The sequence below is a fragment of the Sphingobium sp. SYK-6 genome, assembly GCF_000283515.1.
GTDB lineage: Bacteria > Pseudomonadota > Alphaproteobacteria > Sphingomonadales > Sphingomonadaceae > Sphingobium > Sphingobium lignivorans.
On sequence record NC_015976.1, the window covers coordinates 3,139,857 to 3,165,658 of the forward strand.

A 25,802-nucleotide genomic window follows, 5' to 3' on the forward strand; every position below is an offset into this window, starting at 1 on the left:
TGCGACAAGCGATTAAGAATTTCCATCGGCCTGACGATTTTGAACCGGACGGAGGCGGACAGGCATGACAGAGACCGAGGCGCTGCCGGAGATGGTGACGGGCAGGCACGATGCTTTTCTGAGCTATGGCCAGCCCGGGCTGCGCGGCCCGCTGATCTTCGCCGTGCCGCATGCCGGCCGCGTCTACACGCACGATCTGCTCGATCGCGCGCGCGTCCCCCAGGCGACGCTCGCGCGGCTGGAGGACAGGTTTGCGGACCATCTCGCTCACGGCCTGATCGCCGAGGGTCATCATGTGCTGGTCGCGCGGCAGCCCCGCGCGCTCATCGATCTCAACCGGGACGAGCGCGAGGTCGATCCGCAGGGCGTCAGCGGCGCGCCCTGGAGCTTTCGGCCGCAGACCAGCGCCAAGGTGCGCGGCGGCCTGGGGCTGATCCCCGAGCGGCTCGCGCAGACGGGGAAGCTCTGGCACACGCCCCTGCCCTTCCGGACGCTGCGCGATCGCATCGAGACGGTCCATCGGCCCTATCACGCCGCGCTCGCCGGAGCGCTGGCCGTGGCGCGCGCGCGGCATGGCGTGGCCCTGCTCGTCGACATCCATTCCATGCCGCCGCTGCGCGAGGCGCCCGGCACGTTCGAGCCTGCGCCGCGGATCGTGATCGGTGATCGCTTCGGGCGCAGCGCGAAAGGGCAGCTGACCGATCTGTGTGCTGATTTCGTGCGCCGCAGGACCCTGCCGATCGCGGTCAACACGCCTTATTCCGGCAATCATATCCTGGAGCGCCACGGACGTCCGGAAGCCGGCATCCACGCGATCCAGATCGAGGTGGACCGCTCGCTCTATCTCGATTCGGTGCTGATGAACCCCGGCGAAGGCCTGCCGGCCATGCAGCGGCTCTTCACGGAGCTTGCCCGCGCCCTGATGCAGGATCTTGCCGGTACTGCCTTCCCGCTGGCTGCCGAATAAAAAACCACCCCGTGCGATGCACAGGGTGGCCCAGGTTCAGGGAGGAGACGTCCCGAAAGGGCGGGACGCCCACGCAAAGGCCCGAAAGGGGGAACAAGCCTCTACGTATTCTTAAGGTAGGACAGTGCCTCGCTGTTTTCAAGCGCAACCAGCACGAAATCCTGAGAATAGTTGAGTTAGTCCCCAAGTATCGGCGCGACTCGCGGCGTATCGCCGCCTTCCCCGTCTTTCGCCCACAACGTTCACCAATGCGCGCCCGACAAGAAAAGGCGCCAGTTTGCCGGGAAACTGGCGCCTTCTGGATGCGGATCGCGGGACGCTGAGGGGCTCAGCTGATCTCGAACGCCGGGATGGGGCCGAGGCCCAGACGGCGCTGCGCGAAGAAGACTTCCCGCATGCCCTGCAGCGAGAGGAGATGCGCATAGATCAGCGGCAGGAAACCGCTCTGGTTGAACTTGCGCAGCTGGTCACCGCGCAGGTCGCGCAGCTTCTCTTCATTGACCATCTGGAAGCCGCGATAGACGAAGGGCTTTTCCACGTCCGGCACCTGGATGCTGAGCTCGCCGTCCATCAGCAGGTCAGCTTCCTTGAGGTCGTTCATGAACTGGCCGGTGCGCATCGCTGCTTCCTCGAACTGCTCGCAGAATGCCAGCAGGTCCTTGGTCAGCTGCGTCGCCTCGCCATTCTCGATGAGCGGGCGCCCGTCCTCATATTCGCCGATCAGTTCGCTGGTCGGATCGAAGCAGAGCGACAATTCCTGGCTGTCCGGGTTGAGGCGGACGAGCAGCCAGGGGTAGCGGCGAACATAAGCGGGCACATAGCCGTCGTCCCGCCGCAGCTTGCCTTCCTCGTCGACGAGCGTGTTCACGCCCTCGTTGAGGCCCATCAGCGCGAGCGGCAGGGGATTGGGGCCGGCCGAGAAGACGATCGGCAGCGCGCGCTGGCACTGCGGGAACTCGTCCACGGTGAGCGGCACGGCATGGACGCCGATGAGAAAAGGCGCGCGGTCATAGTTGCGCAGCGTGAAGCCGGCATGCTGCTCCACGTTGAGCGGCACGAGATCCTTGTAGAGCAACGGCAAAGATTGGGCTTGCGGCGCGCTGGCCATGGCATCGAACTCCTGAGACTGGCTAAAACAGCGCACACCGAATGGTCAGGCTGGTCGACGCCCGGCCATAAAGCCGTCAAACCGCAGTGGCAAGGGGCACCAGCTTGCCCGGATTGAACAGGCCGAGCGGGTCCAGCGCGTGCTTGATCGCCCGCACGGCGCCAATTTGCGCGGGTTCGGTGAGGCGCGCGAACTCCGCGAGCTTCATCTGGCCAATGCCATGTTCCGCCGAAATGGAGCCATTCATCGCCACGACCTGATCGTTGACGAAGCGCGTGGCTTCCTCGCCATGGGAGGCCAGCCACGCCTTGCCACCCTCGGTGCCGCCCGCGCGCGGCGCGCGCACGTGGAAATGGACATTGCCGTCGCCCAGATGGCCGAAGGACGAGGCGGTGGCGCCGGGGAAGCGCGCTTCGCATGCGGCCGCCACGTCCACCATGAAGCGCGGCATGGTGGCGATCGGCACGCTGATGTCGAACTGCAGGGCCGGCCCCTGCGCGCGTTCGGCTTCGGACGCGCTTTCGCGCAGCTTCCAGAAGGCCTCCGCCTGCCCCTCGCTCGCGGCGATCGCGGCATCGATGACGAGGCCTTTCTCGAACGCGCTCGCCAGCGCCGCTTCCATCCGCTGCTGCGCGCCGGGGCCGTCGGTCGCCGCGTCGAGATCGACCTCGATCAGCGCATGCCAGGGCGTGAGCGTGTCGATCGGCTGGCGCGTGCCGGGAATCACCGAGAGGATGAAGCCGAGCGTGTCCGCGGCGATGACTTCGAAGCCCTCGACCACCGGACCGAGCTGCCGCTCCATGTGCCGCAGCAGGGCGAGCGCCTGCGCGGGATCGCTCACACCCACCCAGGCTACGGCCCGGTCAGCAATCGCCGGCACCAGCCGCAGGCTGGCGGCGGTGACGATGCCCAGCGTGCCTTCCGCGCCGATCAGCAGCTGCTTGAGATCATAGCCCCGATTGTCCTTCTTCAGCGCCGCGATCCCGTCATGGATCGATCCGTCCGGCAGCACGGCCTCGATGCCTTCCACCAGCGCGCGCATGGTGCCGTGGCGCAGCACCTGCGTGCCGCCGGCATTGGTGGAGACGAGGCCGCCCACCGTGGCGGACCCCTTGGCGCCCAGGCTCAGCGGAAAGCGACGGCCGACCGCCTGCGCCGCTTCATGCAGGTGGGAGAGGATCACGCCCGCCTCGCACACGGCCAGATTGGCCTCGGGGTCCAGCCGCCGGATGCTGTTCATGGCCCGCAGCGAGAGGATGAGCGCGCTGCCGTCCGCCGGTGGCGTGGCGCCGCCGACCATCGAGCTGTTCCCGCCCTGCGGCACCAGCGGCACGCGGTGCTCGGCCGCGCAGCGCACCATCGCGGCGACTTCCTGCGTCGAGCGCGGGGTCAGGATCGCCGCGGCCTCGCCATGGAACTTGCCGCGCCAGTCCTCGAGCCAGGGCGCGATGAGATCATGGTCCTCGATCAGGCCACGCGGCCCGGCGACGGCACGAAAAGCGGCAAGAGTGTCAGGCGCGATCATGCGCTGCCTTATGGCGATTGCCGCTCCCGAATGCCAGCCTCGCGCGCCCCTGCACTCTTCATCCCGCCGCTGCCCCAATTAATCGCCTGTTCAAGGGCGGGTCACTAGGGCATTCTGAACGTCGGGAACGATTCATTGCCTTTCATTGTCATCACATTCTTCTTGATGCTGCTTACGCTCGCACCAGGCGCCGCGGCTGGTCAGGAGACCCGCGCGCCGCGTCCGGACGGCAGCCAGTGGGCGCAGGTGACGATCGAACAGCGCGTCATCATCCGGATCCCCACCGTGCCCATGCGCCGCTCGCTCGCCACACCCGTGGAAGATGCCCCTGCCCCGGCGCAATGGCGCTGGAAGGAAAGCAGGGGCCCCAAATGCCTCCCCATCCAGCGCATTCGCGGCGCCTCCATCACGCCGGACGAGGGACTGAGGATGGTGACCGGCCTCAACGAGCAGTTCCGCGCCCATTTCGGCCGCAGCTGCCGCGCCGCGGATTTCTACGCGGGCTTCTACATCCAGGCCAGCAAGGACGGCTCGCTCTGCGCCGGCCGGGACACGCTCCACGCGCGCAACGGCTCGGCCTGCGAGATCGAGAAATTCACCCATCTCGAACGCGAGCCGGTAAAGGACGAGGAAAGCGACAAGCGCCGGGAAAAATAAGCGGGGCCCCACGCCCGATCTGGTCCAATTGCCCTTCTTTGGCACGCACAGGGGAAATGCCGGTAGAAAGACGACGGATGATCGTTTAACCCCGTGGCGTTGCGGTCAAGTGGGGGACTATGCAAGCGAAACGGCGTCTGGAATGGGTCGATGCGGCGAAGGGCATCTCGATCCTGCTGGTGACCCTGCTCCATTGCACCATGTTGTCCGAGGCCGCTGGACTGGGCGTGGCCCGGGCCATTCAGGTCAATGACTTCCTGTCACCTATCCGCATGCCGCTGTTTTTCTTCGTATCCGGATTGCTCGCCAATTCGGTCATCAACGGAAGAATCGAGACGATATTCCGCAGGAAGGTTTTCCTCTTCCTATGGCTGCTTGTGATATGGTCCGTCATTCGCTTCCTATGGGTCGCTTTTGTCGTCAAAAATCCCGACAATCTGCAGGAAGGCAGCGACTGGGGGCAACTTCTTCTCATTCTCGTGAGACCTGACACCGGAATCTGGTTCCTCTGGTCGTTGGCCATCTTCTTCCCCCTCACAAAAATTCTCAACGCGGCCAATGTTTACGCAGGCGCCGCCCTGTGCATTTTTGCGTCGGTCCTCGCCAATGGCTTCATTGGAGCGGAAATCTGGCCGGACGTGGAAGCGTCCGTACGCCCCATGGCGTATCAGAACTCACTGAAATACTTCGTATTTTTCTACATTGCGGCATCTTTTCCCGGGCTGCGACGCACTGTTGACGGGATCAATCCGGGATTGAATACGGTTGCCCTCGCCGCCGTTTATCTGATGCTGTATCTTGCGCAGAGTTTTGCGAGAGATATCCCGCTGGCCTTGGGAATGATCAAGCTTACTCAGTCCCTGATCGGCGTCTATCTGCTGCTCCTGCTTTCCAAATTTTTGACGAAATTCGGGATCATATCCCCGATACTGCAGTATCTCGGCAAGAACACCTTGGCGATTTATGTGGCGCAGGTTCCGGTCATCAGTGTCCTTGTGTATCTGTTCCTGCCCGTCGGCCAGGGTGCTGGGCCGCTTGCAAACTTCATTCCCTATCTGATGACACCGCTGGTGGTTTCGGCCACTCTCGCGCTCCAGTTTGCGCTTCTTCGGGTTGGCGCCGACTGGCTGTATGACTTGCCGCGCCGCTGGCGCTTCAGGAAGGAATATGACGCGCCTTCCCCCGTCGCAGCCTGAATCGTGTCACCGAATGCGCGTGTTCGGATAACCGCTTCCCGAGGCTCTCCATACAAAAATGGCCCCACTGAAGCCTCCTGATCGGGCAGCAAGCACGGGCAGCAGGGAGCCGGATCATCCCGTTTCTTGCCCGCTCATGACCGCTTCGGCCCGGAAATCCTTGACAGGAGCGCTGCTCTTGCGCATGGCCCAAGCGGCTCAAGACATGCCCGGTGACGGCAGGGTCCGGGCCTATCCTGCCTTCCAGCCTGCACGGAACCCTGATGCACTTTGCCGACCTCGGCCTGTCAGAAGAATTGCTGAAAGCCGTCGAAGAGGCGGGCTATAGCGAAGCGACGCCCATTCAGGCGCAAGCGATTCCATCTGTTCTCATGATGCGCGACATCATCGGCATCGCGCAGACCGGCACCGGAAAGACGGCGAGCTTCGTGCTGCCGATGATCGATATTCTCGCCCAGGGCCGCTCGCGGGCGCGCATGCCGCGTAGCCTCATCCTCGAGCCGACGCGCGAACTCGCCGCGCAGGTGGCCGAGAATTTCGAGAAATACGGCAAATATCACAAGCTCTCCATGGCGCTGCTCATCGGTGGCGTGTCCATGGGCGATCAGGTGAAGGCGCTGGAAAAGGGCGTCGATGTGCTCATCGCCACGCCCGGGCGCCTCATGGACCTGTTCGAGCGCGGCAACATCCTGCTCACCGGCTGCTCGCTGCTCGTGATCGACGAGGCGGACCGGATGCTCGACATGGGCTTCATCCCCGATATCGAGAATATCTGCACCAAGCTGCCCGCGAACCGGCAGACGCTGCTGTTCTCGGCGACCATGCCGGGGCCCATCAAGAAACTGGCGGACAAGTTCCTCACCAATCCCAAGTCGATCGAGGTGGCCCGGCCCGCGACGGCTTCGGCGAACATCGCCCAGATGCTGGTGCCGGTGGAGGAACGCGGCAAGCGCGAGATGCTGCGCACGCTGCTCGGCAAGGAAGACGTCAACACGGCGATCATCTTCTGCAATCGCAAGACCATGGTGCGCGAGCTCAACAAGAGCCTGCGGCGCCACGGCTTCAAGTCCGGCGAGATTCACGGCGACATCGACCAGTCCGCCCGGATCGCGGAGCTGGAGCGCTTCAAGAGCGGCGAGATCAATCTGCTCGTGGCGTCGGACGTGGCCGCGCGCGGGCTCGACATCAAGGGCGTGTCCCACGTCTTCAATTTCGACGCGCCATGGCATCCGGACGATTATGTCCACCGCATCGGCCGCACGGGCCGCGCCGGCGCCACCGGCAAGGCCTTCACCTTCGTGACGAAAAACGATGCCGAGGCGATCGAGGCCATCGAGAAGCTGATCGGCAACAAGATCGAGCGGCTTGATACCGGCGTCGACCTCGCGCCCGCCGAGGGCAGCGGGGGCGCCTCCCCGGCAAGGGGCGGCAGGCGCGCGGCCAAGCCGGCCCGCGAGAAGAAGCCACGCACGGATGAGCGCCCGGCAACCCGCGAAGCGGCGCCCGAAGCCGCGAAGGATGAGGCGCGCGAACGCCCCGCCCGGCCCGCGCGGGACTCACGCGGCGAGGCGCCGCGCGGCAAGCCTGCCCGCACCCCCGCGCCCGAACGCGACGAAGGCCCCGACGAGGGCTGGAACGGGCCGATGCCGGCCTTCCTCTCCTTCGGTTTCGACAAGCCCTGAACCCGATTTCACGGCGCCGCACGCGAGCCCGGAAAACGCATTGCATTGTGCCGGGCGGCTGCTTATAGGCAGCGCTCCCTGGGGCTGTAGCTCAGTTGGGAGAGCGCATCGTTCGCAATGATGAGGTCAGGGGTTCGATTCCCCTCAGCTCCACCAGGGTTTTTTCTCGGGCGCATCGAGCCACTTTTAGGGCTTGCCTCCACGAGCTTGGCGCGGCATAGGCGCCCGGCTTGCCGCCGATATCCCCCGGGATCATCCGGCGCTCGTGGCCCCTTCGTCTAGCGGTTAGGACGCGGCCCTTTCACGGCTGAAACACGGGTTCGATTCCCGTAGGGGTCACCAAAATCCTCTCCCAGAGGGTTCCAGAAGATGCCATAAGTGGCTGATTTCTGCGGGTTTTCGGTGGTATAGGTATCCCATACGGAGCGGCTTCGTGCCACCGGATACCAGCGTTTTGATGGTATATCTGATGGTAGCGCGCCCCTCCCCCAAAAGGAGATACCATCATGGCGCTTACCGCTGTTGCAATTAACAAGGCCAAGGGCCGCGCAAAGCCCTATAAACTCACCGATGGCGACGGGCTGTTTCTCTATGTCACGCCCAACGGTGGCCGCTACTGGCGCATGAACTACCGCCACCACGGCAAGCAAAAGACGCTGGCCTTTGGCGTCTATCCCGACACCGGCCTTGCGGACGCCCGCGAGCAGCGTGACGCGGCGCGGAAGGTTCTGGCGCGCGGCTGCGATCCGGCCGAGCAGATCAGGCTTGAGCGCATCGCTGCCGCCGTCGCGGCGTCCAACAGCTTCAAGGCGGTTGCCGACGAATGGCTGGTCAAGGTCGAGTGCGAAGGCCGCTCCGCCGTCACCATGAAGAAACTGCGCTGGCTGCTGGACTTCATCAACGAGTCCATCGGCAAGCGGCCTATCGCTTCCATCACCGCGCAGGAGCTTCTTGTCATGCTCCGCAAGATGGAGAGTAAGGGCCGCTATGAGACAGCCAAGCGGCTTCGCAGCACTGCCAGCCAGATATTCCGCTACGCCATCGCCACGGCGCGGGCCGAGCGCGATGTGGCGGCAGACCTTCGCGGCGCACTGATTGCGCCCCAGCCCGTCCACCGCGCCGCGATCACGAACGCCGATGCAGCGGGCGGCCTGCTGCGGGCCATCGAGGCGTTCGAGGGGCACCCCAGCACCAAGGCGGCGCTTCGCCTCCTACCCCATGTGTTCGTGCGTCCCGGTGAACTTCGCTTTGCCGAATGGGCCGACTTCGATTTCGACAAGGCCGTGTGGACGATCCCACCGTACAAAACCAAGATGCGGCGCGTTCACAGCATCCCCCTGTCCCGGCAGGCACTCGCCATTCTCGAAACCATCGAGCATGACGCGGACTATAGCAGCTACCTTTTCCCGTCCCTGCGTTCGGTTGACCGGCCCATGTCGGAAAACACCATCAATGCGGCATTGCGGCGCTTGGGGTTCGCCCAGGACGAAATGACCGGCCACGGGTTCCGGGCGATGGCCGCGACGTTGCTCAACGAAATGGGCCTATGGCATCCCGACGCGATCGAGCGGCAGCTTGCCCATTGCGACAACAACGCGGTGCGCCGTGCCTATACGCGCGGCGAATATTGGGATGAGCGCGTTCGCATGATGCAGCACTGGTCCGACCATCTCGATTTCCTCCGCGACGGCGCGAAAGTCATCAAGGGGACGTTTCGCAAGGCCAAGGCCGGGCAATAGCCCGGCCTTGCGTCACTCGGCGCGATCCTCGCGGTAGGCGGCGGGGTTGGCGATCCAGCGATCCACGGCGGACTCATGCCAGCCGGTGCCGTGGACGCTGATTGTGATTTGTCGGGGGAAGCTGCCTTCCGCGATCTTGCGATACAGGGTGGAGCGGGAAAGCCCCGTGCGGGTCAGCACGGTCTTGAGACGGATAATCTTTTCCTTGTTGGACATCTGGGTAACTTTCGACTTCGCCGTTGAGACAATCCCCCTACGAATAGAATTGGCGGCCCGGATTCGCAGCGCAAGAGCGCCCCGGCCAAGATATGGCGAAGATGCGGACTACGGCGGTCTAAGTGTAGGTAACGGCGGGAAACGGTGGCGAACTACGGCAAACGGTGGCGTATGACGGTGGACGGCGATGATAGGCGGAAATCGGCGGCCTATACTTTGACGTTTCTTTGCCAACCGTGACAAATATGCCACGCGATCATGCGACGTTCTGGAAAGCAGTGCGACCCGATGAACTTGGCGTGATTCCGATTCGCACGACATGGCGGAGCCTTTCTTCAAGGTGGCCCGCCATTGCCACGAACCCATGCTGTATCAGTTCATTCCGCAACGCAAGAGGGGGAGGCACTACACTGCCGACAGGTGCCAACTTAGTTCTAAAGGTGCTGATTTTGTCCGTTTCTGCCCGCAGGTGGGCAATTCGGATGAAGATTGCCGCCCCCCTGCGACCATAGCTTCAAGGCTATGGACAAATTATAGCCCAGAGGATATATAGCCCTATGCCGTGGACGGTTCGCAACCATGATGCCTTTGATGCCGAATATGACGCGTTGCCCGATGCGGTGCAGGACGAGCTATTGGCGGCAACCGGCCTATTGGAACTTTATGGCCCCCGGCTCGGTCGCCCCCATGCCGATACGCTTGGCGGATCACGGCACGCGAACATGAAGGAATTGCGCTTCAATGCCGATGGCGGCGTTTGGCGGGTGGCCTTCGCGTTCGACCCGGAGCGGCAAGCGATCCTGCTGGTTGCGGGCGACAAGGCAGGTGTGGCGCAGAAGCGGTTTTACAAGACGTTGATCGCCATGGCCGACAAGCGGTTTGACGAGCATCTGGCGGCGCTGGCCGCGAAGGAGAAATGACGATGGGACGTTCCCGCAGTGAAATCATGGCCGCCCTGCCCGAAGAGCGCCGCCGCCGCATCGAGGCGCGCGCGCAGGAATTGGTTGCGGAGGTCGAGGGACTGAAAGCGTTGCGCCAGCTTGCCGAGCGCAGCCAAGAGCAGATTGCAGAAACCTTGGGCGTGAAGCAGCCTTCCGTTCACAAGATCGAGCGGCAGACCGACCTTTACCTTTCGACGCTGCGCCGGTTCGTGGAGGCAGCGGGCGGCAAGCTGGAACTTCGCGTCGAGTTGCCGGGCAAGGGCGTGCTGCATCTGACAGGCGTTGGCGATCTTCACGCCTGACCCGGCGCGCTTCCCGTCCCGGTCTTGGTTTCCGCTTCCGCTTCAAATGCGCGCTTGCCCTTGCGCTGCCATAGGGCAAGCGCGTTGGCGCCTTCCTCGCCGCGCAACTTGTCCGCGACCGTGAGAAACGCACCGTATAGGGTGGCGCGGTCGTCGTCGGTCAGATCGACTAGCCCGGCCTTGATGACCAGCCCGCCCAACTCAATCAGATGGCGCGTTCTCTCCCGCCGTTTCATCACCCATTCCCTTGTGTCCGTTCGGGCCTTGCTCGCCTCAATGCGATGCCGCGCCGCCTTCGAGCGGTAGAGCGCCTTCCGGCTGGCGTTCAGATCGCGGCACAGGCTTGCGTTCCTTGCCGCGAAAGAACGCCGCGCCCGCCTTGCGCCAGCCCTCCCTTGTCGCTGCGTCTTTCATCGCGAGCGCATCGAGCAGCGCACCGGCCAGCACATCGGCGTCGAGCGCATCGGCCCCGGTTGCCGTCACCAGCTCGCCAAGCTGCCGCACCCGCCGTTCCTTGATCGCCTTCGCCTTGTCGGCAAGGGCTTTCAATTCCGAATCGTAGTCGCGCGGTTTCCGCATCGCAAAGTCTCCATTGTGTGACGATGCATCCATGATAGAAGAAGGCAGGCGGTGACGCAGTAGAGTCGCCGGGACGTAATGACACCGCCTAGTCCCTGCTCGGATTTTATTCGAGGAGGGCGCGCTTATACGTCGTTCCGACGTGCGCTTGAAGGTGTAGATGGTGTCGCCATCATGGCGATCTACCATTTCTCCGTTCAGGTCATCAGCCGCGCGCAAGGGCGCAGCGCCGTCGCGGCGGCGGCCTATCGTTCCGCCTCGCGGCTGCACGACGAGCGGCTGGATCGCGATCATGACTTCACCAACAAGTCGGGTGTCGTCCATTCGGAAATCCTCCTGCCCGAAGGTGCGCCCGAACGCTTTGCGGATCGGAAAAAGCTCTGGAACGAGGTCGAGGCGACCGAGAAGCGCAAGGACGCGCAGCTTGCCCGCGAGGTCGAGTTTTCCATTCCGCGCGAGATGACGCAGGCGCAGGGCATCGAGCTTGCCCGCGACTTCGTCGGTCAGGAGTTTGTCGATCGTGGCATGATCGCGGATTTGAATGTGCATTGGGACGTTGGCGCAGACGGGCTGGCGAAGCCCCATGCTCACGTCATGCTCACCATGCGGGAGGTTAGCCCCGATGGTTTCGGCCAGAAGGAACGCGACTGGAACCGCACCGAGCTTGTCGAGCAATGGCGCGAGCGGTGGGCCGATCACGTCAACGCCCGCCTTGCCGAACTGGATATAGACGCCCGCATAGATCACCGATCCTTGGAGGCGCAGGGCATCGACCTTGAGCCGCAGGACAAGATCGGCCCCGCAGCTTCGCGGATGGGCGAGCGCGGGCTTGAATCCGAACGGATCGAGGATCACCGCGCCATCGCGCAGCGCAACGGCGAACGCATCATTGCCGAACCGCGCGTTGCTCTGGACGCAATCACGCATCATCAGGCGACGTTCACGACGCGCGACATGGCGATGTTCATCCACCGGCACAGCGACGGCAAGGAGCAATATGACCGGGCGATGAGCGCCGTTCGCGCGTCGCCCGATTTGCTCGCGCTCGGCAAGGACGGGCGCGGCGATAATCGGTTCACCAGCCGCGACATGATCGAAACCGAGCAACGGTTGCAGCGTGCCAGCGAATTGATGGCGGAACGCGAACGGCACCGCGTGGACGAGAAGGCGCGCGAAGCAGCTTTGACCAGCGCGGAGGGGCGCGGTTTGGAACTGACGGGCGAGCAGCGCGCGGCGTTCGATCATGTGACGGGCGAACGCGGGTTGAGCGTCGTTGTCGGTTACGCCGGAACCGGCAAGAGCACGATGCTGGGCGTTGCGCGCGAGGCATGGGAGCGCAGCGGATATGAGGTGCGCGGCGCGGCGCTGTCGGGCATCGCCGCCGAAGGACTTGAGAACGGCTCCGGCATTGCGTCGCGCACCATCGCCAGCATGGAACATGGCTGGGCGCAGGGCCGCGACCTTCTCACGTCCCGCGACGTGCTGGTGATCGACGAGGCGGGCATGGTCGGCACGCGCCAGATGGAGCGCGTTCTGTCCCATGCCGCAGACGCCGGCGCAAAAGTGGTGCTGGTAGGCGACCCGCAGCAGTTGCAGGCCATCGAGGCGGGCGCGGCGTTCCGCGCGATCAACGAACGCCACGGCGGCGTCGAGATTACGGAGGTTCGCCGCCAGCATATCGAGTGGCAGCAGGACGCCACCCGCCAACTTGCCACAGGGCGCACCGGAGAGGCGATCCGAGCCTATGCCGATCATGGCATGGTCCACGCAGCCGAGACACGCGAGCAGGCGCGCAGCGAGCTTGTCGAGCGCTGGGACCGCGAACGCATCGCCGCGCCCGATCAATCCCGCATCATCCTCACCCATACCAACGACGAGGTGCGCGAACTGAACGAGGCGGCGCGCGACCGGATGCGGGCGGCGGGAGAGCTTGGCGACGATGTTCGCGTGAAGACCGAGCGCGGGGCGCGGGCCTTCGCATCGGGCGACCGCATCATGTTCCTTCGCAACGAGCGCGGCCTTGAGGTGAAGAACGGCACGCTCGGCACCGTCGAACAGGTCAACCAGCAGGGTATGACCGTCCGCACCGATGACGGGCGTTCCGTTGCGTTCGACATGAAGGACTATGCCCATGTCGATCACGGCTACGCGGCCACGATCCACAAGGCGCAGGGCATGAGCGTGGACCGCTCCCACATGCTCGCCACGCCGGGAATGGATCGGCACGGCTCCTATGTCGGCATGACGCGCCACAAGGAGGGCATGGCGCTTCACTATGGGCGCGACGACTTCAAAGACGACGCCCGCCTTGTCCGCACCCTGTCCCGCGAGCGCACCAAGGACATGGCGAGCGATTATGCGCGCGCCGAGTCTGCCCGCGACGCGGCGCAGCAGTTTGCGGAGCGGCGCGGCATCAGCTTTGGCGAGCGAGTCATGGAGATTGCCCGCGCCGGGGCGGAGAAGGCGCGCGGAATCTTCGACGGCTTGCGCCTCTCGCTGCCCGGTCAGCAGCGCGAGCCATCGATCGCGCCCGAACCCCGGCGCGGCATGTTCGATGGCCTTGACCTTGGCCGTTTCGTTTCCCCATCCGGCCACGATGCTGCCCGCCAGCAGCAGCGCGAGCATGACCCGCAGCCGCTACGGGCGAGCGGCTTGCGCGGCGCGGTCGAGCGTTACGCCAAGGCACTGGACGCGATCCGGCAGACCCGCGCGCAGGGTATCGACGCCATGCCTCACCAGCGCGAGGCGCTGGACCGGGCGGGGCAAGCATTGGATGCCATCCGGCCCGAAGGCACCACGGACCTTAACAGCGCGTTCCGAGGCGGCCCGGAATTGATCCGCGAGGCGGCCGAAGGGCGCGGCCATGAAGCGGTGCGCGCGATGCAGGCGGAGGCGGAAATCCGCATCGACCCGTTACAGCGCGCCGACCGCTTCGTAGAGGGCTGGCAGCAGTTGCGCGAGCAGCACGCCGAGCTGGTGCGCGACGGTAATTTCCGGGGTGCCAAGACCACCGCGCAGCACATGGCCGACATGGCGAAAAGCCTTGAACGCGACGCCCAGCTTGAATCCGTGCTGGGGCTACGCAGCCGCGAGCTTGGCCTTGAGATCGGCGCGGACATGGGCCGCAGCATCGGCCGCGCCCTCGCCGCTTCCATCCCCTTCGATCATGGCCGCGACATCAGCCGCGGCATGGAACGCTAGACCAAGGAGAATAGATCATGGACGACCATTCCCTATTGAACGGGCCGGAACCCCAGCCGCCCACCGCCACGGCGGCGGAAGCGTTCGCGCGCCTGGCGGCGCGCGTGGAGGCGATGGACGCGCGGTTTGATGGGCGCTTGGCGGTGATCGCCCGCGCCCTTGAGCATATCGCCATCGAGAAGCAGAGTATCGAGGTTCCCGACTACAACCCGACGCTTGGCAAGATCAACGCCAACATGGCCGAGTTCGCCAAGCACATAAAGGCGCTTTCGCAGTCCGAAGCATTACGGATGACCCCGGAGAACATGGCCGAGCGGATCGACGCGGCAGCGGAAGCGGCGCGCCAGGCCGACAGGATCGCCATCAAGGAAATGCGGGAGCTTAACCGGCAGAGCAACGCCGCGATAAGCAAGGCGGTCGGCACGCTCCGCGCGAAGGAGGATCAGCGGTGGCACATGCTCAATGCTGTTGGCATCGCGATCCTCGCCATATCGCTCCTATGGCTATTCTATCCGGGATGGGCGGCCAGCCTTGCGCCCAATAGCTGGCACTGGCCCGAACGGGTCGCGCGCCGCACGATGGGCGAGCCGACGCTATGGGATGCGGGCATACGCCTGATGCGCGTCGGGAACCCGGAAGGCTGGCAGGCCATCGTGGACGCCGCCGACATGCGGCAGGCGAACCGCGACACCATCGCCGCGTGCGAGAGGGCGGCGGAGAAAGCCAAGGAGTCGGTGCGATGCACGATCAGGACTGGAGGGCGTCGATCCCCTTGAGCGGATCGCGTGTGGAGAGGCCACGAAGCCGACCGGCCGCGCGCTCTCATATGTAGCGCCGTAGCGGCCGGTCGGCTTCGCTCTTTTTGGAATCCTGTGGCGCCCGGGACCAAACAGCTAGGGTCTATTCTCAATCACCTCATAGAGCCGGGAGGGTTTGGTATCAGCCTCCGTCGCCCGGCGTTCCATTTCGGCGACGTGCTGGCGGCGCTCGATCCCCCCATTCGTCACGCCGGGCGATAAGCTGGTCCATCAGCACTTCGAGCCATGCGGGATTGAGTAGCCGCTTTTCCAGGTGCGCGATCATAGCCTCGTTCAGCGGCGATGAGACACGCAGATACGCCCACGCACGCCTCAATCATGGTCGCCCTCGGGAACCCAGATGCTGTGAGAATCGATCTGCAATTTCAGCAGCGCCCGCGATGCTTCCGATCGTGCATCGATCTCGGATCGGCGGGCGTCATTCGCCTGGCGACGGGCATAGAGCAGGTCGACCAGATCGATTTGGCCTAGCTGATAGCCGCGCTCTGTCCTTCCGGCGGCGTCGGATGCGCTCTGTGCCGATGCCTGCGCGCTTCGCCACGCCTCCAGCCGGGTACGTGCATTGGACAGGTCCGCGTCGGCAATAGCCGCGACCGATCGTTGGATATTAGCGAGTTCAAGACGGGCGGCGTTCGCCTCGGCCGAAGCTTGATCGGCGGCTGCCCGGCGATAGCCGCCTCCTAACGGGATGGATGCCACTACGCCTGCCCCTCGCTCCATACCGCTACGCTCGCTAAACAGGCGGACTCCAAAGGACGGATCGGCGATCCGGTCTGCTCGAACCCGCCGCGCAACGACTGCTAGTCGCTGTGCCTCACGATCGGCAGCGCGAATCTCGTGACTGCGTTCGATGACCAGCGCCCGCATGGTTTCGAGATTCTGTGTCGGTAGTTCGGGCAAGGCGAGTTCGGCCGGCTCGGGGGGAAGCGGTATCTCTGGAAACGTCGCAACCAGGATCACGCGCGCCTGCTCGCGTGCAGAGAGCGATGCAGCGGCCTGGGCTTGCGCCTGCGCCAGCGCAGCGGACGCCTGATCGAGATCGAGCGCCGAGGCATCGCGTAGCTGGACGCGGCGACGCAAGGCGGTCAGAGCCGCTTCCAGCGAGCGCACCGTGTCGAGGTCGTTACGATAGTGGCTGCCGGCGGTCAGCCAGTCATGCCAGAGGCCGGTCAGGACCAACGCGGCCTGGTGGCGGGCATCCTCCATCTGGTTTTCCGCAACCTCGACGCCCAACTCGCCAGATTCTCGGTCAAGCGCAGCCTTGCCGGGAAGACGGAACGGACGGGAAAGGGTCGCGTCGAACTCATCATAGCCGCCTTCGCGATCCACACTGCGGCGAATATAACTGCCAGCAATCGTCGCTTCATGGGTGCCCTTGCGCAGCATATCCCCACGCGCGCGGGCGGCTTCGACCCGCGCGGCGGCGGCCATGACGGTCGGATGATTGTCGAGCGCCTCGTTGACTTTCTCGACCGGCGGCAGGTCGACGCGCTGGGCATGGAGTGCGGTCGGCGCAAGCATCAGCAGCATGGCCAGAGCCAGAATGGAGGGCTTCATGCGATCCTCCCATGGCTGACGACCGACAGGGCGTGCCAGCGCACTGGCCGTTCGTGCCGTGAGTCCGTCACCGCCCGGATCACATCCTCCCGGGCAGTGTCCGCGACGATCAGTTCGACCGCACTTCGCCGAAGGTTGCCCGTCACCTGCTCGGCGGTTCGCGCGTCGCTGAAATCCCGGCCACGCACCGCCTCTTCCCGGACGTGGATCGGCGCGTGCGCGACGGTGCGGATCGCTTCCACGATCGTCTCCGTATCCCGGATCGCGCAATGGAAGGTCAGAAGCTGGTCAGGCATTTTCGGTTTCCCCGGCGCTCTCGCCAAAGCGCTCGAACAGGATCGGCAGCAGCACCAGCGTCAGCAGGGTGGAGGTGATGAGGCCGCCGATGACGACGATGGCGAGCGGACGCTGAATTTCCGATCCCGGCCCGCTGGCGAACAGGAGTGGCACCAGGCCGAAGGCAGTGATGCTGGCGGTCATCAGCACCGGGCGCAGCCTGCGTTCCGCGCCTTGCCGGACAGCTTCGGCCATGCCGTAGCCCTCGGCCAGAAGCTGGCGGAAATAGGCCACCAATACGAGGCCGTTCAGCACCGCGATGCCGAGCAGGGCGATGAACCCGACCGACGCCGGCACCGAAAGATATTCGCCCGACGCCCAGAGCGAGACGACGCCGCCCACCATCGCGAACGGGATGTTGAGCAAGATGAGGATCGCGGCGCGCAGCGACCGGAGCGTCGCCAGCAGCACGAAGAAGATCAGCAGCAGCGCTACCGGGATGACGAGCATTAGCCGGGCCGAAGCGCGCTGCTGGTTCTCGAACTGGCCGCCCCAGACGATGCGGTATCCGGCCGGCAGCTTCACCTTTGCGGCGACCGCCGCCTTGGCCTCATCGACATAGCCCACCAGGTCGCGGCCCGAAACGAAGGCCTGCACCAGCGCGAAGCGTGAGCCGTTCTCATGATCGAGCTTGACCGGACCCTCAGTCCTCTCGACGCGGGCCATGTCGCTGACGCGCGCCAACCCTCCGTCCGGCGTGCGCAATTGCAGATCGGCGAAACGGGCGGGATCGGAGCGCAGGCTCTCGTCGCCCCGGATGACGATTGGCACGCGCTTCTGTCCCTCGGCGACGATGCCGGCCCGAACCCCCTCGACCTGCGCGCGCAGCGCATCCTGCATCTGGTCGATCGGCATCCCGAAGCGTCCGGCGGCCGCACGATCGATGTCGAGTTGGAGATAGTCGACACTGTCATTGGCGACGGTCAGCACCTCCGAGGCGCCCCGGACACCCGAGAGCGCTTGCTGGACCTGACCGGCGAGATCACCCAGCGTCGCTAGGTCCGGGCCGAATATCTTGACGGCAAGGTCGCCACGCGCGCCGGTCAGCATTTCGGATACGCGCATCTCGATCGGCTGGGTGAAGCTCGGCTGGATGCCGGGCAGCCCCTCGATCGCCTTGCGCATTTCGCCGACCACGAAGTCCTTGTCGCCGCGCCATTCGGACTGCGGCTTCAGGCGCACGAAACTGTCGGTCTCGTTCGGCCCCATCGGATCGAGGCCGATCTCGTCGGAGCCGACGCGGGCGATCACGTCCTGCACTTCCGGCACGCCACGCAGAGCGCGCTGCACCGCCAGGTCGCCCTTCACCGACTGGTCGAGGCTGATCGAGGGCAGTTTGGTGAGCTGGACGATCACCGAACCCTCATCCATCGTCGGCATGAAGGTCTTGCCGACCGCGCCATAGGCCATGCCGGCGATCACCAAGCCCGCCGCCGCCAGGCCATAGACCACCCGCTTGTGGGCGAACGCGGTTTCCAGCAGTTCTTGATAGCGCGGCGAGAGCTGGCGCATGATCCATGGCTCGCCATGATGGCCGCTCTTGAGCCCGAACGACGAGAGCACCGGAACCAGCGTGAGCGCCAGCAGCAGCGATCCGGCGAGCGCGAAGACGATGGTGAGCGCCACCGGCGCGAACAGCTTGCCTTCAAGTCCCTGGAGCGCGAGCAGCGGCAGGAAGACGAGCGCGATGATGAGGATGCCGGCCGAGACCGGCACGATGACCTCGCTTGACGCCTGGAAAATCTGATTGAGGCGCGGATGACCTTCCTCATGCGTGCGCCCAAGCCGCTCGACGATGTTCTCGACCACCACCACCGCGCCGTCGACCAGCATCCCGATTGCGATGGCGAGTCCGCCCAGGCTCATCAGATTGGCGGACAGGCCCATGCCGCGCATGAACAGGAAGGTGATGAGCGCCGCCATCGGCAGGGTTGCAGCCACGATCGCGGCGGCACGCCAGTCGCCCAGGAACAGGATGAGCAGGATGACCACGAGGATCGTGGCTTCGAGCAGGGCTTCCTCGACCGTGCCGACGGCGCGGCCGATGAGGTCGGAGCGGTCGTAGAAGACATCAATGTGGGTGCCGGCCGGCAGGGTTTTCTCAAGCTCCGCCAGCCGAGCGCGCACGCCGTCGACGACTTGGCGGGCATCGGCGCCGCGCAGGGCGATCACCAGCCCCTCGACCGCCTCGGCCTCGCCATTCTTGCTCACCGCGCCGTAGCGGGTGAGACTGCCGGTCCCGACCGCTGCGACATCGCCCAGACGGATGATGCGACCGTCGCGGCTGGCGATGACCAGCGACTGGAGATCCTCGACCGTGCGGATCGCGCCGACCGCACGAACGATCAGCGATTCCTCGCCGTTGGTGAGCCGTCCCGCGCCGTCATTGCGGTTGCCGCTCTCGATCGCGCCGCGCAGGTCTGCGACCGAGAGCTTCGCGCTGGCCAACGCGACCGGATCGGGCCTGACTTCGAACGTCCGCACATAGCCGCCGAGCGCATTGACGTCAGCCACGCCGGGCACGGTCCTGAGCGCGGGCCGGATCGTCCAGTCGAGCAATTCGCGCTTCTGCTGGAGATTGAGCGGCCCTTCGATCGTGAACATATAGACGTCGGACAACGGCGTCGAAATCGGGGCGAGACCGCCGCTGACCGAAGCCGGCAGATCGGCCAGCACGCCGGACAGACGCTCGGCGACCTGTTGGCGTGCCCAATAGATGTCGGTCCCATCGGTAAAGTCGATGGTGATGTCGGCAATGGCATATTTGGCGGTCGAGCGCAGGATCGCCTGGTTGGGAATGCCGAGCATCTCCATCTCGATCGGCGTGATGACCCGGCTCTCCACCTCCTCGGGAGTCATGCCGGGCGCCTTGAGGATCATCTTGACCTGGGTCTGGGCGATGTTGGGATAGGCGTCGACCGGCAGGTTCACGAATGCCCATGCACCCAGACCCGCAACTGTCAGAGCGAGAGCAAGAACGAGCAGGCGATAGGACAGGGCCGTCGCGACCAGCGAGCGCAGCATGGGCCGATTACCGCGACAGGGCGAGCGCTTTGAGCGCGCTCGTGCCAGCGATAACGACCTGTTCGCCGGGCTTCACGCCGGATAGCAATACGGCTTGACCGCCGCCCGTCCCGCCGATCTTCACGTCGCGCATGGCAAAGCCGCCTGTGGTGGCGACGAAGACGACAGTCCTGTTGTCCACCGTGGCGAGCGCGGCAGCCGGCACGCCAACCGCGCCCGCAGGCGCCGGGCCGGCAATCGACAGGTTCGTCGCCCGTCCGGCGACGATGCCTGGACCGGCGGCGATCTCGGCCTTCACGCTGGCTGATCGGGTTGCCGGATCGATCGTCGATCCGACCGCTGTCACACGCCCCTTTATGTCCGGGTCGATCCGCACGGTCATGCCGGGACGGATCAGCCCCACCAGCCGTTCGGGCAACTGGCCGAGCACTTCGTAACGGTTCGCCGCGTCGATCACATAAGGCGCGGTCGTGCCATCCACCGAGCCTCCTGCCTGGATGCTGGCGGTCGTGACGCGGCCTGCGATCGGCGCCGTCAGCGTGTAGGTGCCACTTGCGCCATGACCGTTGACCATCCGCAGGATACGCGTTTTCTCCGAAACGTCGGCGCCGGTTTCCACAGCCATCGCACTGGCCTCGTCGGCGCGAGCGCCCGCTATGATGCCTTCGCGGCTGAGTTGTGACAGGCGGGCGGCGTTCGACCGGGCGACTCCGAGGCGTGCATTCGCGCGCGTTAGGTCAGCCCCCATCATGAGCACCTCTCGGCTGGAAATGACCGCCAGCGCCTGTCCCTGCCGCACCGTGTCGCCCTCGACAACCAGCGTGCGCATCACCACGCCGGGGAAGGTCGCCGCCACCGCCACGCGCGCATTCGCCGGAGGTTGGATCACCGCCGGCACGGTTACCAGCGGGGTGTCTTCAACAGCGACCGCAGGAGCCAGCCGGATACCAAGCTGTGCCGCCTGTTTGCCGTCCACCCTGAGATCACCGGGGACGGTTCCTGCATTTTCTTGAACCGTCCCCGGCCGCGCCGCAGGGGGTGCCGGCGCGTTCGAGTCAGCAGCGATCCACCACAGGCCGGATACGATGCCGACCGCTGCTATGGCGCCAATGGAAATATAGGCTCGGCTGTTCATGCCCTTCGCCTAGAGGGGCAAACTGACGGCTCCCTGACGGCGAGGAGATTCAGCTATTCTCCGGGAACCGCAATGTCAGTTCGCGTGCGCCCGGATCGGTGGTCAGCGCGCCGCCATGCGCGGCCATTATCCGCTCGACGATCGCGAGGCCGAGGCCCGCGCCGTCCTTGCTGGCATGGTCGGCGCGGCTGTGGCGCCGGATCAGATCATGCAGCCGATCGGAAGACAGGCCCGGCCCCTGATCCTTGACCCGGATGGCGCACCCAGGGCCGACGAACACCTGCACGGCGCCACCGGCAGGCGTCGCGCGCACCGCATTCTCCACCAGATTGCGGAGCGCCGCCGCTATCGCCTCGCGCCGGCCGTGCACGATCGGCGATTCCGCGCCGGCTTCCAGGGCGATCGTCTTGCCGGCCGCGATCACGCCCGGCGCCAATAAGCTGACGACATCGGTCGCTACATCGGTCAACGGCACGGCCTCGGGTGCCAGTTGCGCCGCCGTCGCCGCGTCGATCTGGGCGAGCAGCATCAATTGATCGATCAGCCGTCGCATTGCCGCGACATCGGCTTTCAGGCGACTTGCCTCGGCATGGTCGAGCCGGTCGAGTTCGAGCGACAGCACCGCGAGCGGGGTGCGCAGTTCGTGTGCGACATCGGCGGCGAACGCTTCCTGCCGTGTGGCAGCGTCATCCAGCCGCGCGAGCAGATCGTTGACGGCATCCGTGAACGGCAGGGCTTCGGCGGGCATCCGCGACGTGTCGATCCGGTATCCGCGCTCATGCCCGCGCGCCGCCTCGATCTCCATGGCGGCCTCTTCCAGCGGCATGAAGGCCTGCCGGATGACCCTGAGACCGACAAACGCCATGGGCACCATCAGGACAAGGACCGGCAAACCGACATGTTCGAGCATTTCACGGATCGCGCGATCCGTAGCCTGCTTCGCATTGAGATCGACAAACGACAGGCGGTAGAAGAAGACAACGGCCGCAAGCAAAAGGATCGAGCCGATCAATCCGACCAGACCGAGCCCTCTTGCCAGACGCCGGGAAACGGATCGTCGATGTGTCATGCCGTCTCTCGCAGCATATAGCCTATGCCCCGGATCGTATTCAGCTTTCCGCCCGCACCAGCTTCGTCGAGTTTCCGCCGCAATCGCGACATTGCGGCTTCCACCGCATTGGGCGTGACCGGCTCGTTGAAGCTGTAGAGCGCGTCCTCGATGGCGCCGCGCCGGACAACCGTGCCCGCGCGCCGCATCAGCAGTTCCAGAAGATCGGCTTCACGGCGGGACAAGTCGATCTCATTACCTTCGTAGCGCGCCGCTCTGGCCGCCGTGTCGAAACTTAGCGCTCCTATTTCGATCACAGTCTGCGCTCGTGGACCGGGACGGCGCAGCAGCGCCCGGACCCGAGCCGCGAGTTCCTCGATCTCGATCGGCTTCACGACATAATCGTCCGCGCCGCCATCGAGTCCCGCGACCCTGTCCTCCAACGCGCCGCGCGCCGTCACGATGAGCGCCGGTGCGACATGCTGTGTGCGGCGTCTTGCGCCAAGCCAGTCGACGCCATCACCGTCCGGCAGGCCGAGGTCGAGGATGATCGCGTCGTAGGCCGCTCCATCCATGGCGCTGTCCGCATCGGCGAGATTGCCGGCGATGTCGCAGGAGAAGCCACGGCGCTGAAGCCCCTCGGCCATCAGCTTAGCCAGTCGGTCATTATCCTCGACGATAAGCACCCGCATGAGGGAGAACTTTCCAATCTACAGTTCAGACTCTGTAGTGTTTCGACCTGCGTTCTTCGATCACCATGATGGAAATTGCATGGATGCCGGCTGAACCTCGCGGGAAGACGATCGGCATTCGCGAGACATTCTCAATGCGATGCCAAATTCAAAGAGATGTCCCGAACAGATGTCCGATACCAGCCGTCAGAGCCATTGCCAGCGCGCCCCAGAAAGTGACCCGGATAACAGAGCGGACAGGCGCAGCTCCACCCGCCCGAGCACCGAGCACGCCAAGCACAGCCAGACAAACCAGCGATGTGGCAATCACCAGCGGGATCAGTAACTGTTGCGGGGCTATCGCGATGACGGCCAAGGGCGCCGCAGCCCCCGCGCTGAAAGTCACCGCCGAGGTGAGCGCCGCCTGTAGGGGGCGCGCGGTCGAGACTTCCGAAATGCCAAGTTCGTCGCGAGCATGTGCTCCCAATGCGTCCTTGGCCATGAGTTGATCCGCAACCTGCAAGGCGAGATCGACATCGAGTCCTCGTGCGGCATAGATATTCGCCAATTCCTGACGTTCGGAAGCAGGCTGATCCGAGAGTTCGCGCTTCTCCTTCGCAAGGTCGGCTTCTTCCGTATCCGACTGCGAGCTGACGGAGACATATTCACCCGCCGCCATGGACATCGCGCCGGCAACCAGCGCCGCGACGCCTGCGATCAGGATGTCAGCCTTGCCCGCGCCGGAGGCAGCGACGCCGGCAATCAGACTGCCCGTCGATACGATCCCATCATTGGCGCCCAACACGGCAGCCCGCAACCAGCCTATGCGCCCCACGGCGTGGCGCTCGGGATGGGTTCGTAGTCTGCTCACGGCTTCGTCCCGACGCGACTTGGCCTGGTTGCGCAAACCGACCGTTCTAGGCGCGCCATGGCAGCATCCTGCGCAACGTATTGTCCTTCATGACATAGTGATGGACGAGTGCGGCGAAGGCATGGATGCCGATGAGATAATAGCCAAAGCTTCCTACCGCTTCGTGCAATTCCTTGATCTGGCCAGCGACATCTCTGTCCTCTCCCATAAGCGGAGGAAGGGCGAGGCCGAAGAATGGGATTGGCTTTCCCGAAGCACTCAGAACCAGCCAGCCGGCTATGGGCATGCAAATCATGAACAGATACAATGCCAGATGCACGGAGCGCGCCAGGAAGTTCTGCCATGCCTTTGGTTCGGGCGTGATCCGAGGCGTCGTCCCCGCAACGCGCGCGATCACACGGATAACGACCAAGGCCAGGACTGCCAGGCCCAGCATGAAATGCCACGCCTTCATTCCTTCCCGGATGTCGCTCCCCTTGGGATAGTATCCGCGTAGCTCGATGCAGGCGTAAACAGCCGCAATCAACAGCAACATCAGCCAATGCAGCGCGATGCTCAGGCCGCCATACCGTTCGAGTTTCAGGCGTCCGCTCATCATTACTGCTCCACCTCTGACATCGCCTCGGTCCAGTCCAAGGTTTGAGGGAACACACGTCCCATCCGGCAAGTGATTGACTCTAAATTAATATTCCAGCGCCTCTTCCTGATCCAGTGATGATTCACCTGCGAGTTTCGGCCTGAGGCCATCAGGCTCGCCGATCATTGGCCTGATCGACCGTATCGCTACTATCAGCCTTGCCGGTTACATGGCGAACCTGACCGCATCCTGACGATGAAACAGGACTCCACATTTCCGAAAGACGTTAGATCGCGTCTGAAAGCTGCCATGATACAGGTGGCCTGCCAGGAGTGTGGAGCAGGTAGGTGTCAGAGGCGAGGAACTCGCTCGGCAAGTCCCAACATGATGGCAGCCAGCACGCCTGATCGAGGTCGATGGTCCCTCCCGGGTTTGCATACTCTCCAGGTTGCGGCAGTTCGGATCGCTATCTCTAGCGAGTTACAACAAAGGCGCTGTTGCGAACCCAAGGCCGCCAATATTGCAAGTGGACGGTTGTAAAAGAGAAGTCGGCCCATCGGTCGCGCAATGTCATTTCGGCCGATACGAGACCAGTGGACAGTTGGCATTTGTGATGGTATAGGCAATCTGCGTTAACCGAATATAGGCGTAAGTTCAATACCTTGCCACGGTAACTTGGTGCCCGTAGGGGTCACCATAACGCCGGGAATGGCGAAGGCGCGCCAGCCCCAACGATCTGGCCAGACCCACTCCATCGTCAAGCTTCTTTGCGACTGGGCGACATGTCGTGACCTGCAAGGCGCTGTGAGCCCTCCGCCCCCCGATACCGACTTCCATACCGAAATGGTCGCGCGAAAACGGCTTCCTCCGTCACCCTCGGGCAGCCCCGACGTTATGCTGCCACACCCGTCACAGGAGGCGCTGATTTGACCGACGATCCTGCACTCGATCGTTTCCTGGAAGCACAGGCGTCCGTTTATCCGCATGCGCTGGCCGAGATCCGCAGCGGCGCCAAGCGTTCGCACTGGATGTGGTTCGTCTTTCCGCAGATCGCGGGTCTGGGCCACAGCCCGGCCGCGCGGCATTTCGCGATCCGTTCGCGCGATGAAGCTCGCGCATTCCTGAATCATCCCGTGCTCGGACCCCGCTACCATGAATGTGTTCGCGCCTTGGAGGATTTGCGAACGGGCGACCCGGTCGCCGTGTTTGGCGAGATCGACGCGATGAAACTACGCTCCTCGCTGACCCTGTTCGAGGCGGTCCGGCCCGATCCCTCGATCGCTGCTGTCCTCGACCGCTGGTTCGGCGGCGTGCGCGATCCACTGACCTTAAGGCTGCTCGGTATTTCCAACGGCTGAGCGGACGCGCTTTTCATCGCGCCGGCGGCGGTAAACGCGGCCTCGCACATTGCGCAATCGCGACGAGCACAGTCGCGCCTTCCCTCACGAAAATCGCCGCACACGCCCCGCCGCGGCCCCCTGCGAGCGGGCCCGACCGATCTCCATCCATGCGATCACCCGAGCCTCCCACGGGACGAGCCGAGATGAATATGCTTCATCTTCAAGGACCTGAGGTTGACCCCTCTGGTCGCATCCCTAAGGTATCCAAGGCATTCAAGCCCTCAAACCAAAACGTGGTCGTGTGTCTGTGTA

Annotated in this window: 23 protein-coding genes and 2 tRNA genes; 12 read left to right on the forward strand and 13 right to left on the reverse strand. The window is 64.4% G+C overall.

Going from position 1 to position 25,802, the window contains the following annotated elements:
* Positions 1–64: 64 nt before the first annotated feature.
* Complete coding sequence (locus SLG_RS14345) at positions 65–967, forward strand: N-formylglutamate amidohydrolase (RefSeq protein WP_014077214.1); 903 nt, start codon at positions 65–67, stop codon at positions 965–967.
* A 328-nt stretch (positions 968–1,295) separates the two neighbouring features.
* Here the strand turns inward: SLG_RS14345 and SLG_RS14350 are convergent, their stop codons facing one another.
* A complete protein-coding gene (locus SLG_RS14350) occupies positions 1,296–2,075 on the reverse strand; it encodes a SapC family protein (RefSeq protein ID WP_014077215.1) in 780 nt (259 codons plus the stop codon).
* Between the two features lie 76 nt (positions 2,076–2,151).
* Positions 2,152–3,600 carry an FAD-binding oxidoreductase gene (locus tag SLG_RS14355; RefSeq protein WP_014077216.1) on the reverse strand — a complete coding sequence of 483 codons (1,449 nt, stop codon included), beginning with the start codon at positions 3,598–3,600 and terminating at the stop codon, positions 2,152–2,154.
* Between the two features lie 165 nt (positions 3,601–3,765).
* Here SLG_RS14355 and SLG_RS14360 point away from each other — a divergent pair, with 165 nt between their 5' ends.
* From SLG_RS14360 to SLG_RS14385, 6 genes are all read left to right on the forward strand, one after another.
* The gene (locus tag SLG_RS14360; RefSeq protein WP_014077217.1) at positions 3,766–4,257 is read left to right on the forward strand and encodes a hypothetical protein; all 492 of its coding nucleotides are present in this window, start codon (positions 3,766–3,768) and stop codon (positions 4,255–4,257) included.
* Positions 4,258–4,376: 119 nt separating this feature from the next.
* Positions 4,377–5,453 (forward strand): acyltransferase family protein, encoded by a 1,077-nt coding sequence (locus SLG_RS14365; RefSeq protein WP_014077218.1) that lies wholly within the window; start codon positions 4,377–4,379, stop codon positions 5,451–5,453.
* A 263-nt stretch (positions 5,454–5,716) separates the two neighbouring features.
* On the forward strand, positions 5,717–7,135 hold the full coding sequence (locus SLG_RS14370; RefSeq protein ID WP_014077219.1) for a DEAD/DEAH box helicase: 1,419 nt from the start codon (positions 5,717–5,719) through the stop codon (positions 7,133–7,135).
* An 80-nt stretch (positions 7,136–7,215) separates the two neighbouring features.
* Positions 7,216–7,291: transfer RNA gene (locus tag SLG_RS14375), tRNA-Ala, on the forward strand.
* A 111-nt stretch (positions 7,292–7,402) separates the two neighbouring features.
* Positions 7,403–7,477, forward strand: a tRNA-Glu gene (locus SLG_RS14380).
* Between the two features lie 164 nt (positions 7,478–7,641).
* Complete coding sequence (locus tag SLG_RS14385) at positions 7,642–8,874, forward strand: tyrosine-type recombinase/integrase (protein ID WP_014077220.1); 1,233 nt, start codon at positions 7,642–7,644, stop codon at positions 8,872–8,874.
* A 12-nt stretch (positions 8,875–8,886) separates the two neighbouring features.
* On the opposite strand, the gene SLG_RS14390 is transcribed toward SLG_RS14385, so the two are convergent.
* On the reverse strand, positions 8,887–9,090 hold the full coding sequence (locus SLG_RS14390; RefSeq protein WP_014077221.1) for a helix-turn-helix transcriptional regulator: 204 nt from the start codon (positions 9,088–9,090) through the stop codon (positions 8,887–8,889).
* Positions 9,091–9,647: 557 nt separating this feature from the next.
* Between SLG_RS14390 and SLG_RS14395 the strand changes: the two genes are divergently transcribed.
* Entirely contained in the window at positions 9,648–10,010 is a 363-nt protein-coding gene (locus SLG_RS14395; protein ID WP_014077222.1) for a type II toxin-antitoxin system RelE/ParE family toxin, read from the forward strand.
* Positions 10,011–10,012: 2 nt separating this feature from the next.
* Positions 10,013–10,333 (forward strand): XRE family transcriptional regulator, encoded by a 321-nt coding sequence (locus SLG_RS14400; RefSeq protein WP_014077223.1) that lies wholly within the window; start codon positions 10,013–10,015, stop codon positions 10,331–10,333.
* Here SLG_RS14400 and SLG_RS14405 read toward each other — a convergent pair.
* Positions 10,324–10,569, reverse strand: a complete 246-nt coding sequence (locus SLG_RS14405) for a conjugal transfer protein TraD (RefSeq protein WP_041392071.1) — start codon at positions 10,567–10,569, stop codon at positions 10,324–10,326. The genes SLG_RS14400 and SLG_RS14405 overlap by 10 nt on opposite strands.
* A 37-nt stretch (positions 10,570–10,606) precedes the next feature.
* On the reverse strand, positions 10,607–10,912 hold the full coding sequence (locus tag SLG_RS14410) for a conjugal transfer protein TraD (RefSeq protein WP_014077225.1): 306 nt from the start codon (positions 10,910–10,912) through the stop codon (positions 10,607–10,609).
* 174 nt (positions 10,913–11,086) lie between these two features.
* Between SLG_RS14410 and traA the strand changes: the two genes are divergently transcribed.
* Together traA and SLG_RS14420 are read left to right on the forward strand one after the other, a co-directional pair.
* Complete coding sequence (gene traA, locus SLG_RS14415) at positions 11,087–14,113, forward strand: Ti-type conjugative transfer relaxase TraA (protein WP_014077226.1); 3,027 nt, start codon at positions 11,087–11,089, stop codon at positions 14,111–14,113.
* A gap of 17 nt (positions 14,114–14,130) precedes the next feature.
* On the forward strand, positions 14,131–14,889 hold the full coding sequence (locus tag SLG_RS14420) for a DUF6118 family protein (RefSeq protein WP_014077227.1): 759 nt from the start codon (positions 14,131–14,133) through the stop codon (positions 14,887–14,889).
* Between the two features lie 354 nt (positions 14,890–15,243).
* On the opposite strand, the gene SLG_RS14425 is transcribed toward SLG_RS14420, so the two are convergent.
* From SLG_RS14425 to SLG_RS14460, 8 genes are all read right to left on the reverse strand, one after another.
* Positions 15,244–16,488, reverse strand: a complete 1,245-nt coding sequence (locus SLG_RS14425; protein WP_014077228.1) for a TolC family protein — start codon at positions 16,486–16,488, stop codon at positions 15,244–15,246.
* Complete coding sequence (locus SLG_RS14430) at positions 16,485–16,784, reverse strand: DUF3240 family protein (protein ID WP_014077229.1); 300 nt, start codon at positions 16,782–16,784, stop codon at positions 16,485–16,487. The genes SLG_RS14425 and SLG_RS14430 overlap by 4 nt, the downstream gene beginning before the upstream one ends.
* Complete coding sequence (locus tag SLG_RS14435) at positions 16,777–19,848, reverse strand: efflux RND transporter permease subunit (protein WP_014077230.1); 3,072 nt, start codon at positions 19,846–19,848, stop codon at positions 16,777–16,779. Before SLG_RS14435 ends, SLG_RS14430 begins: the two co-directional genes overlap by 8 nt.
* A 7-nt stretch (positions 19,849–19,855) precedes the next feature.
* Positions 19,856–20,983: an efflux RND transporter periplasmic adaptor subunit gene (locus SLG_RS14440; RefSeq protein ID WP_014077231.1), complete on the reverse strand. Its 1,128-nt coding sequence runs from the start codon at positions 20,981–20,983 to the stop codon at positions 19,856–19,858.
* A 49-nt stretch (positions 20,984–21,032) separates the two neighbouring features.
* The gene (locus SLG_RS14445; protein ID WP_014077232.1) at positions 21,033–22,052 is read right to left on the reverse strand and encodes a sensor histidine kinase; all 1,020 of its coding nucleotides are present in this window, start codon (positions 22,050–22,052) and stop codon (positions 21,033–21,035) included.
* Positions 22,049–22,723 carry a response regulator gene (locus SLG_RS14450; protein WP_014077233.1) on the reverse strand — a complete coding sequence of 225 codons (675 nt, stop codon included), beginning with the start codon at positions 22,721–22,723 and terminating at the stop codon, positions 22,049–22,051. The genes SLG_RS14445 and SLG_RS14450 overlap by 4 nt, the downstream gene beginning before the upstream one ends.
* Before the next feature lie 148 nt (positions 22,724–22,871).
* Entirely contained in the window at positions 22,872–23,573 is a 702-nt protein-coding gene (locus SLG_RS14455; protein WP_014077234.1) for a VIT1/CCC1 transporter family protein, read from the reverse strand.
* A 46-nt stretch (positions 23,574–23,619) separates the two neighbouring features.
* A complete protein-coding gene (locus tag SLG_RS14460; RefSeq protein ID WP_041393436.1) occupies positions 23,620–24,168 on the reverse strand; it encodes a cytochrome b in 549 nt (182 codons plus the stop codon).
* 908 nt (positions 24,169–25,076) lie between these two features.
* On the opposite strand from SLG_RS14460, the gene SLG_RS14465 reads away from it, so the two are divergent.
* On the forward strand, positions 25,077–25,508 hold the full coding sequence (locus SLG_RS14465) for a DUF1810 domain-containing protein (protein WP_014077236.1): 432 nt from the start codon (positions 25,077–25,079) through the stop codon (positions 25,506–25,508).
* Positions 25,509–25,802 lie beyond the last annotated feature (294 nt).

What these genes read in the sequence shown, in the direction of transcription:
- SLG_RS14350 (WP_014077215.1), bottom strand. Translation starts at nt 2,075, where the DNA reads ATGGCCAGCGCGCCGCAAGCCCAATCTTTGCCGTTGCTCTACAAGGAT.
- SLG_RS14405 (WP_041392071.1), bottom strand. Translation starts at nt 10,569, where the DNA reads ATGAAACGGCGGGAGAGAACGCGCCATCTGATTGAGTTGGGCGGGCTG.
- SLG_RS14400 (WP_014077223.1), top strand. Translation starts at nt 10,013, where the DNA reads ATGGGACGTTCCCGCAGTGAAATCATGGCCGCCCTGCCCGAAGAGCGC.
- SLG_RS14430 (WP_014077229.1), bottom strand. Translation starts at nt 16,784, where the DNA reads ATGCCTGACCAGCTTCTGACCTTCCATTGCGCGATCCGGGATACGGAG.
- SLG_RS14370 (WP_014077219.1), top strand. Translation starts at nt 5,717, where the DNA reads ATGCACTTTGCCGACCTCGGCCTGTCAGAAGAATTGCTGAAAGCCGTC.
- traA (WP_014077226.1), top strand. Translation starts at nt 11,087, where the DNA reads ATGGCGATCTACCATTTCTCCGTTCAGGTCATCAGCCGCGCGCAAGGG.
- SLG_RS14435 (WP_014077230.1), bottom strand. Translation starts at nt 19,848, where the DNA reads ATGCTGCGCTCGCTGGTCGCGACGGCCCTGTCCTATCGCCTGCTCGTT.
- SLG_RS14365 (WP_014077218.1), top strand. Translation starts at nt 4,377, where the DNA reads ATGCAAGCGAAACGGCGTCTGGAATGGGTCGATGCGGCGAAGGGCATC.
- SLG_RS14420 (WP_014077227.1), top strand. Translation starts at nt 14,131, where the DNA reads ATGGACGACCATTCCCTATTGAACGGGCCGGAACCCCAGCCGCCCACC.
- SLG_RS14360 (WP_014077217.1), top strand. Translation starts at nt 3,766, where the DNA reads ATGCTGCTTACGCTCGCACCAGGCGCCGCGGCTGGTCAGGAGACCCGC.
- SLG_RS14425 (WP_014077228.1), bottom strand. Translation starts at nt 16,488, where the DNA reads ATGAAGCCCTCCATTCTGGCTCTGGCCATGCTGCTGATGCTTGCGCCG.
- SLG_RS14345 (WP_014077214.1), top strand. Translation starts at nt 65, where the DNA reads ATGACAGAGACCGAGGCGCTGCCGGAGATGGTGACGGGCAGGCACGAT.
- SLG_RS14385 (WP_014077220.1), top strand. Translation starts at nt 7,642, where the DNA reads ATGGCGCTTACCGCTGTTGCAATTAACAAGGCCAAGGGCCGCGCAAAG.
- SLG_RS14450 (WP_014077233.1), bottom strand. Translation starts at nt 22,723, where the DNA reads ATGCGGGTGCTTATCGTCGAGGATAATGACCGACTGGCTAAGCTGATG.
- SLG_RS14460 (WP_041393436.1), bottom strand. Translation starts at nt 24,168, where the DNA reads ATGAGCGGACGCCTGAAACTCGAACGGTATGGCGGCCTGAGCATCGCG.
- SLG_RS14395 (WP_014077222.1), top strand. Translation starts at nt 9,648, where the DNA reads ATGCCGTGGACGGTTCGCAACCATGATGCCTTTGATGCCGAATATGAC.
- SLG_RS14355 (WP_014077216.1), bottom strand. Translation starts at nt 3,600, where the DNA reads ATGATCGCGCCTGACACTCTTGCCGCTTTTCGTGCCGTCGCCGGGCCG.
- SLG_RS14410 (WP_014077225.1), bottom strand. Translation starts at nt 10,912, where the DNA reads ATGCGGAAACCGCGCGACTACGATTCGGAATTGAAAGCCCTTGCCGAC.
- SLG_RS14445 (WP_014077232.1), bottom strand. Translation starts at nt 22,052, where the DNA reads ATGACACATCGACGATCCGTTTCCCGGCGTCTGGCAAGAGGGCTCGGT.
- SLG_RS14390 (WP_014077221.1), bottom strand. Translation starts at nt 9,090, where the DNA reads ATGTCCAACAAGGAAAAGATTATCCGTCTCAAGACCGTGCTGACCCGC.
- SLG_RS14440 (WP_014077231.1), bottom strand. Translation starts at nt 20,983, where the DNA reads ATGAACAGCCGAGCCTATATTTCCATTGGCGCCATAGCAGCGGTCGGC.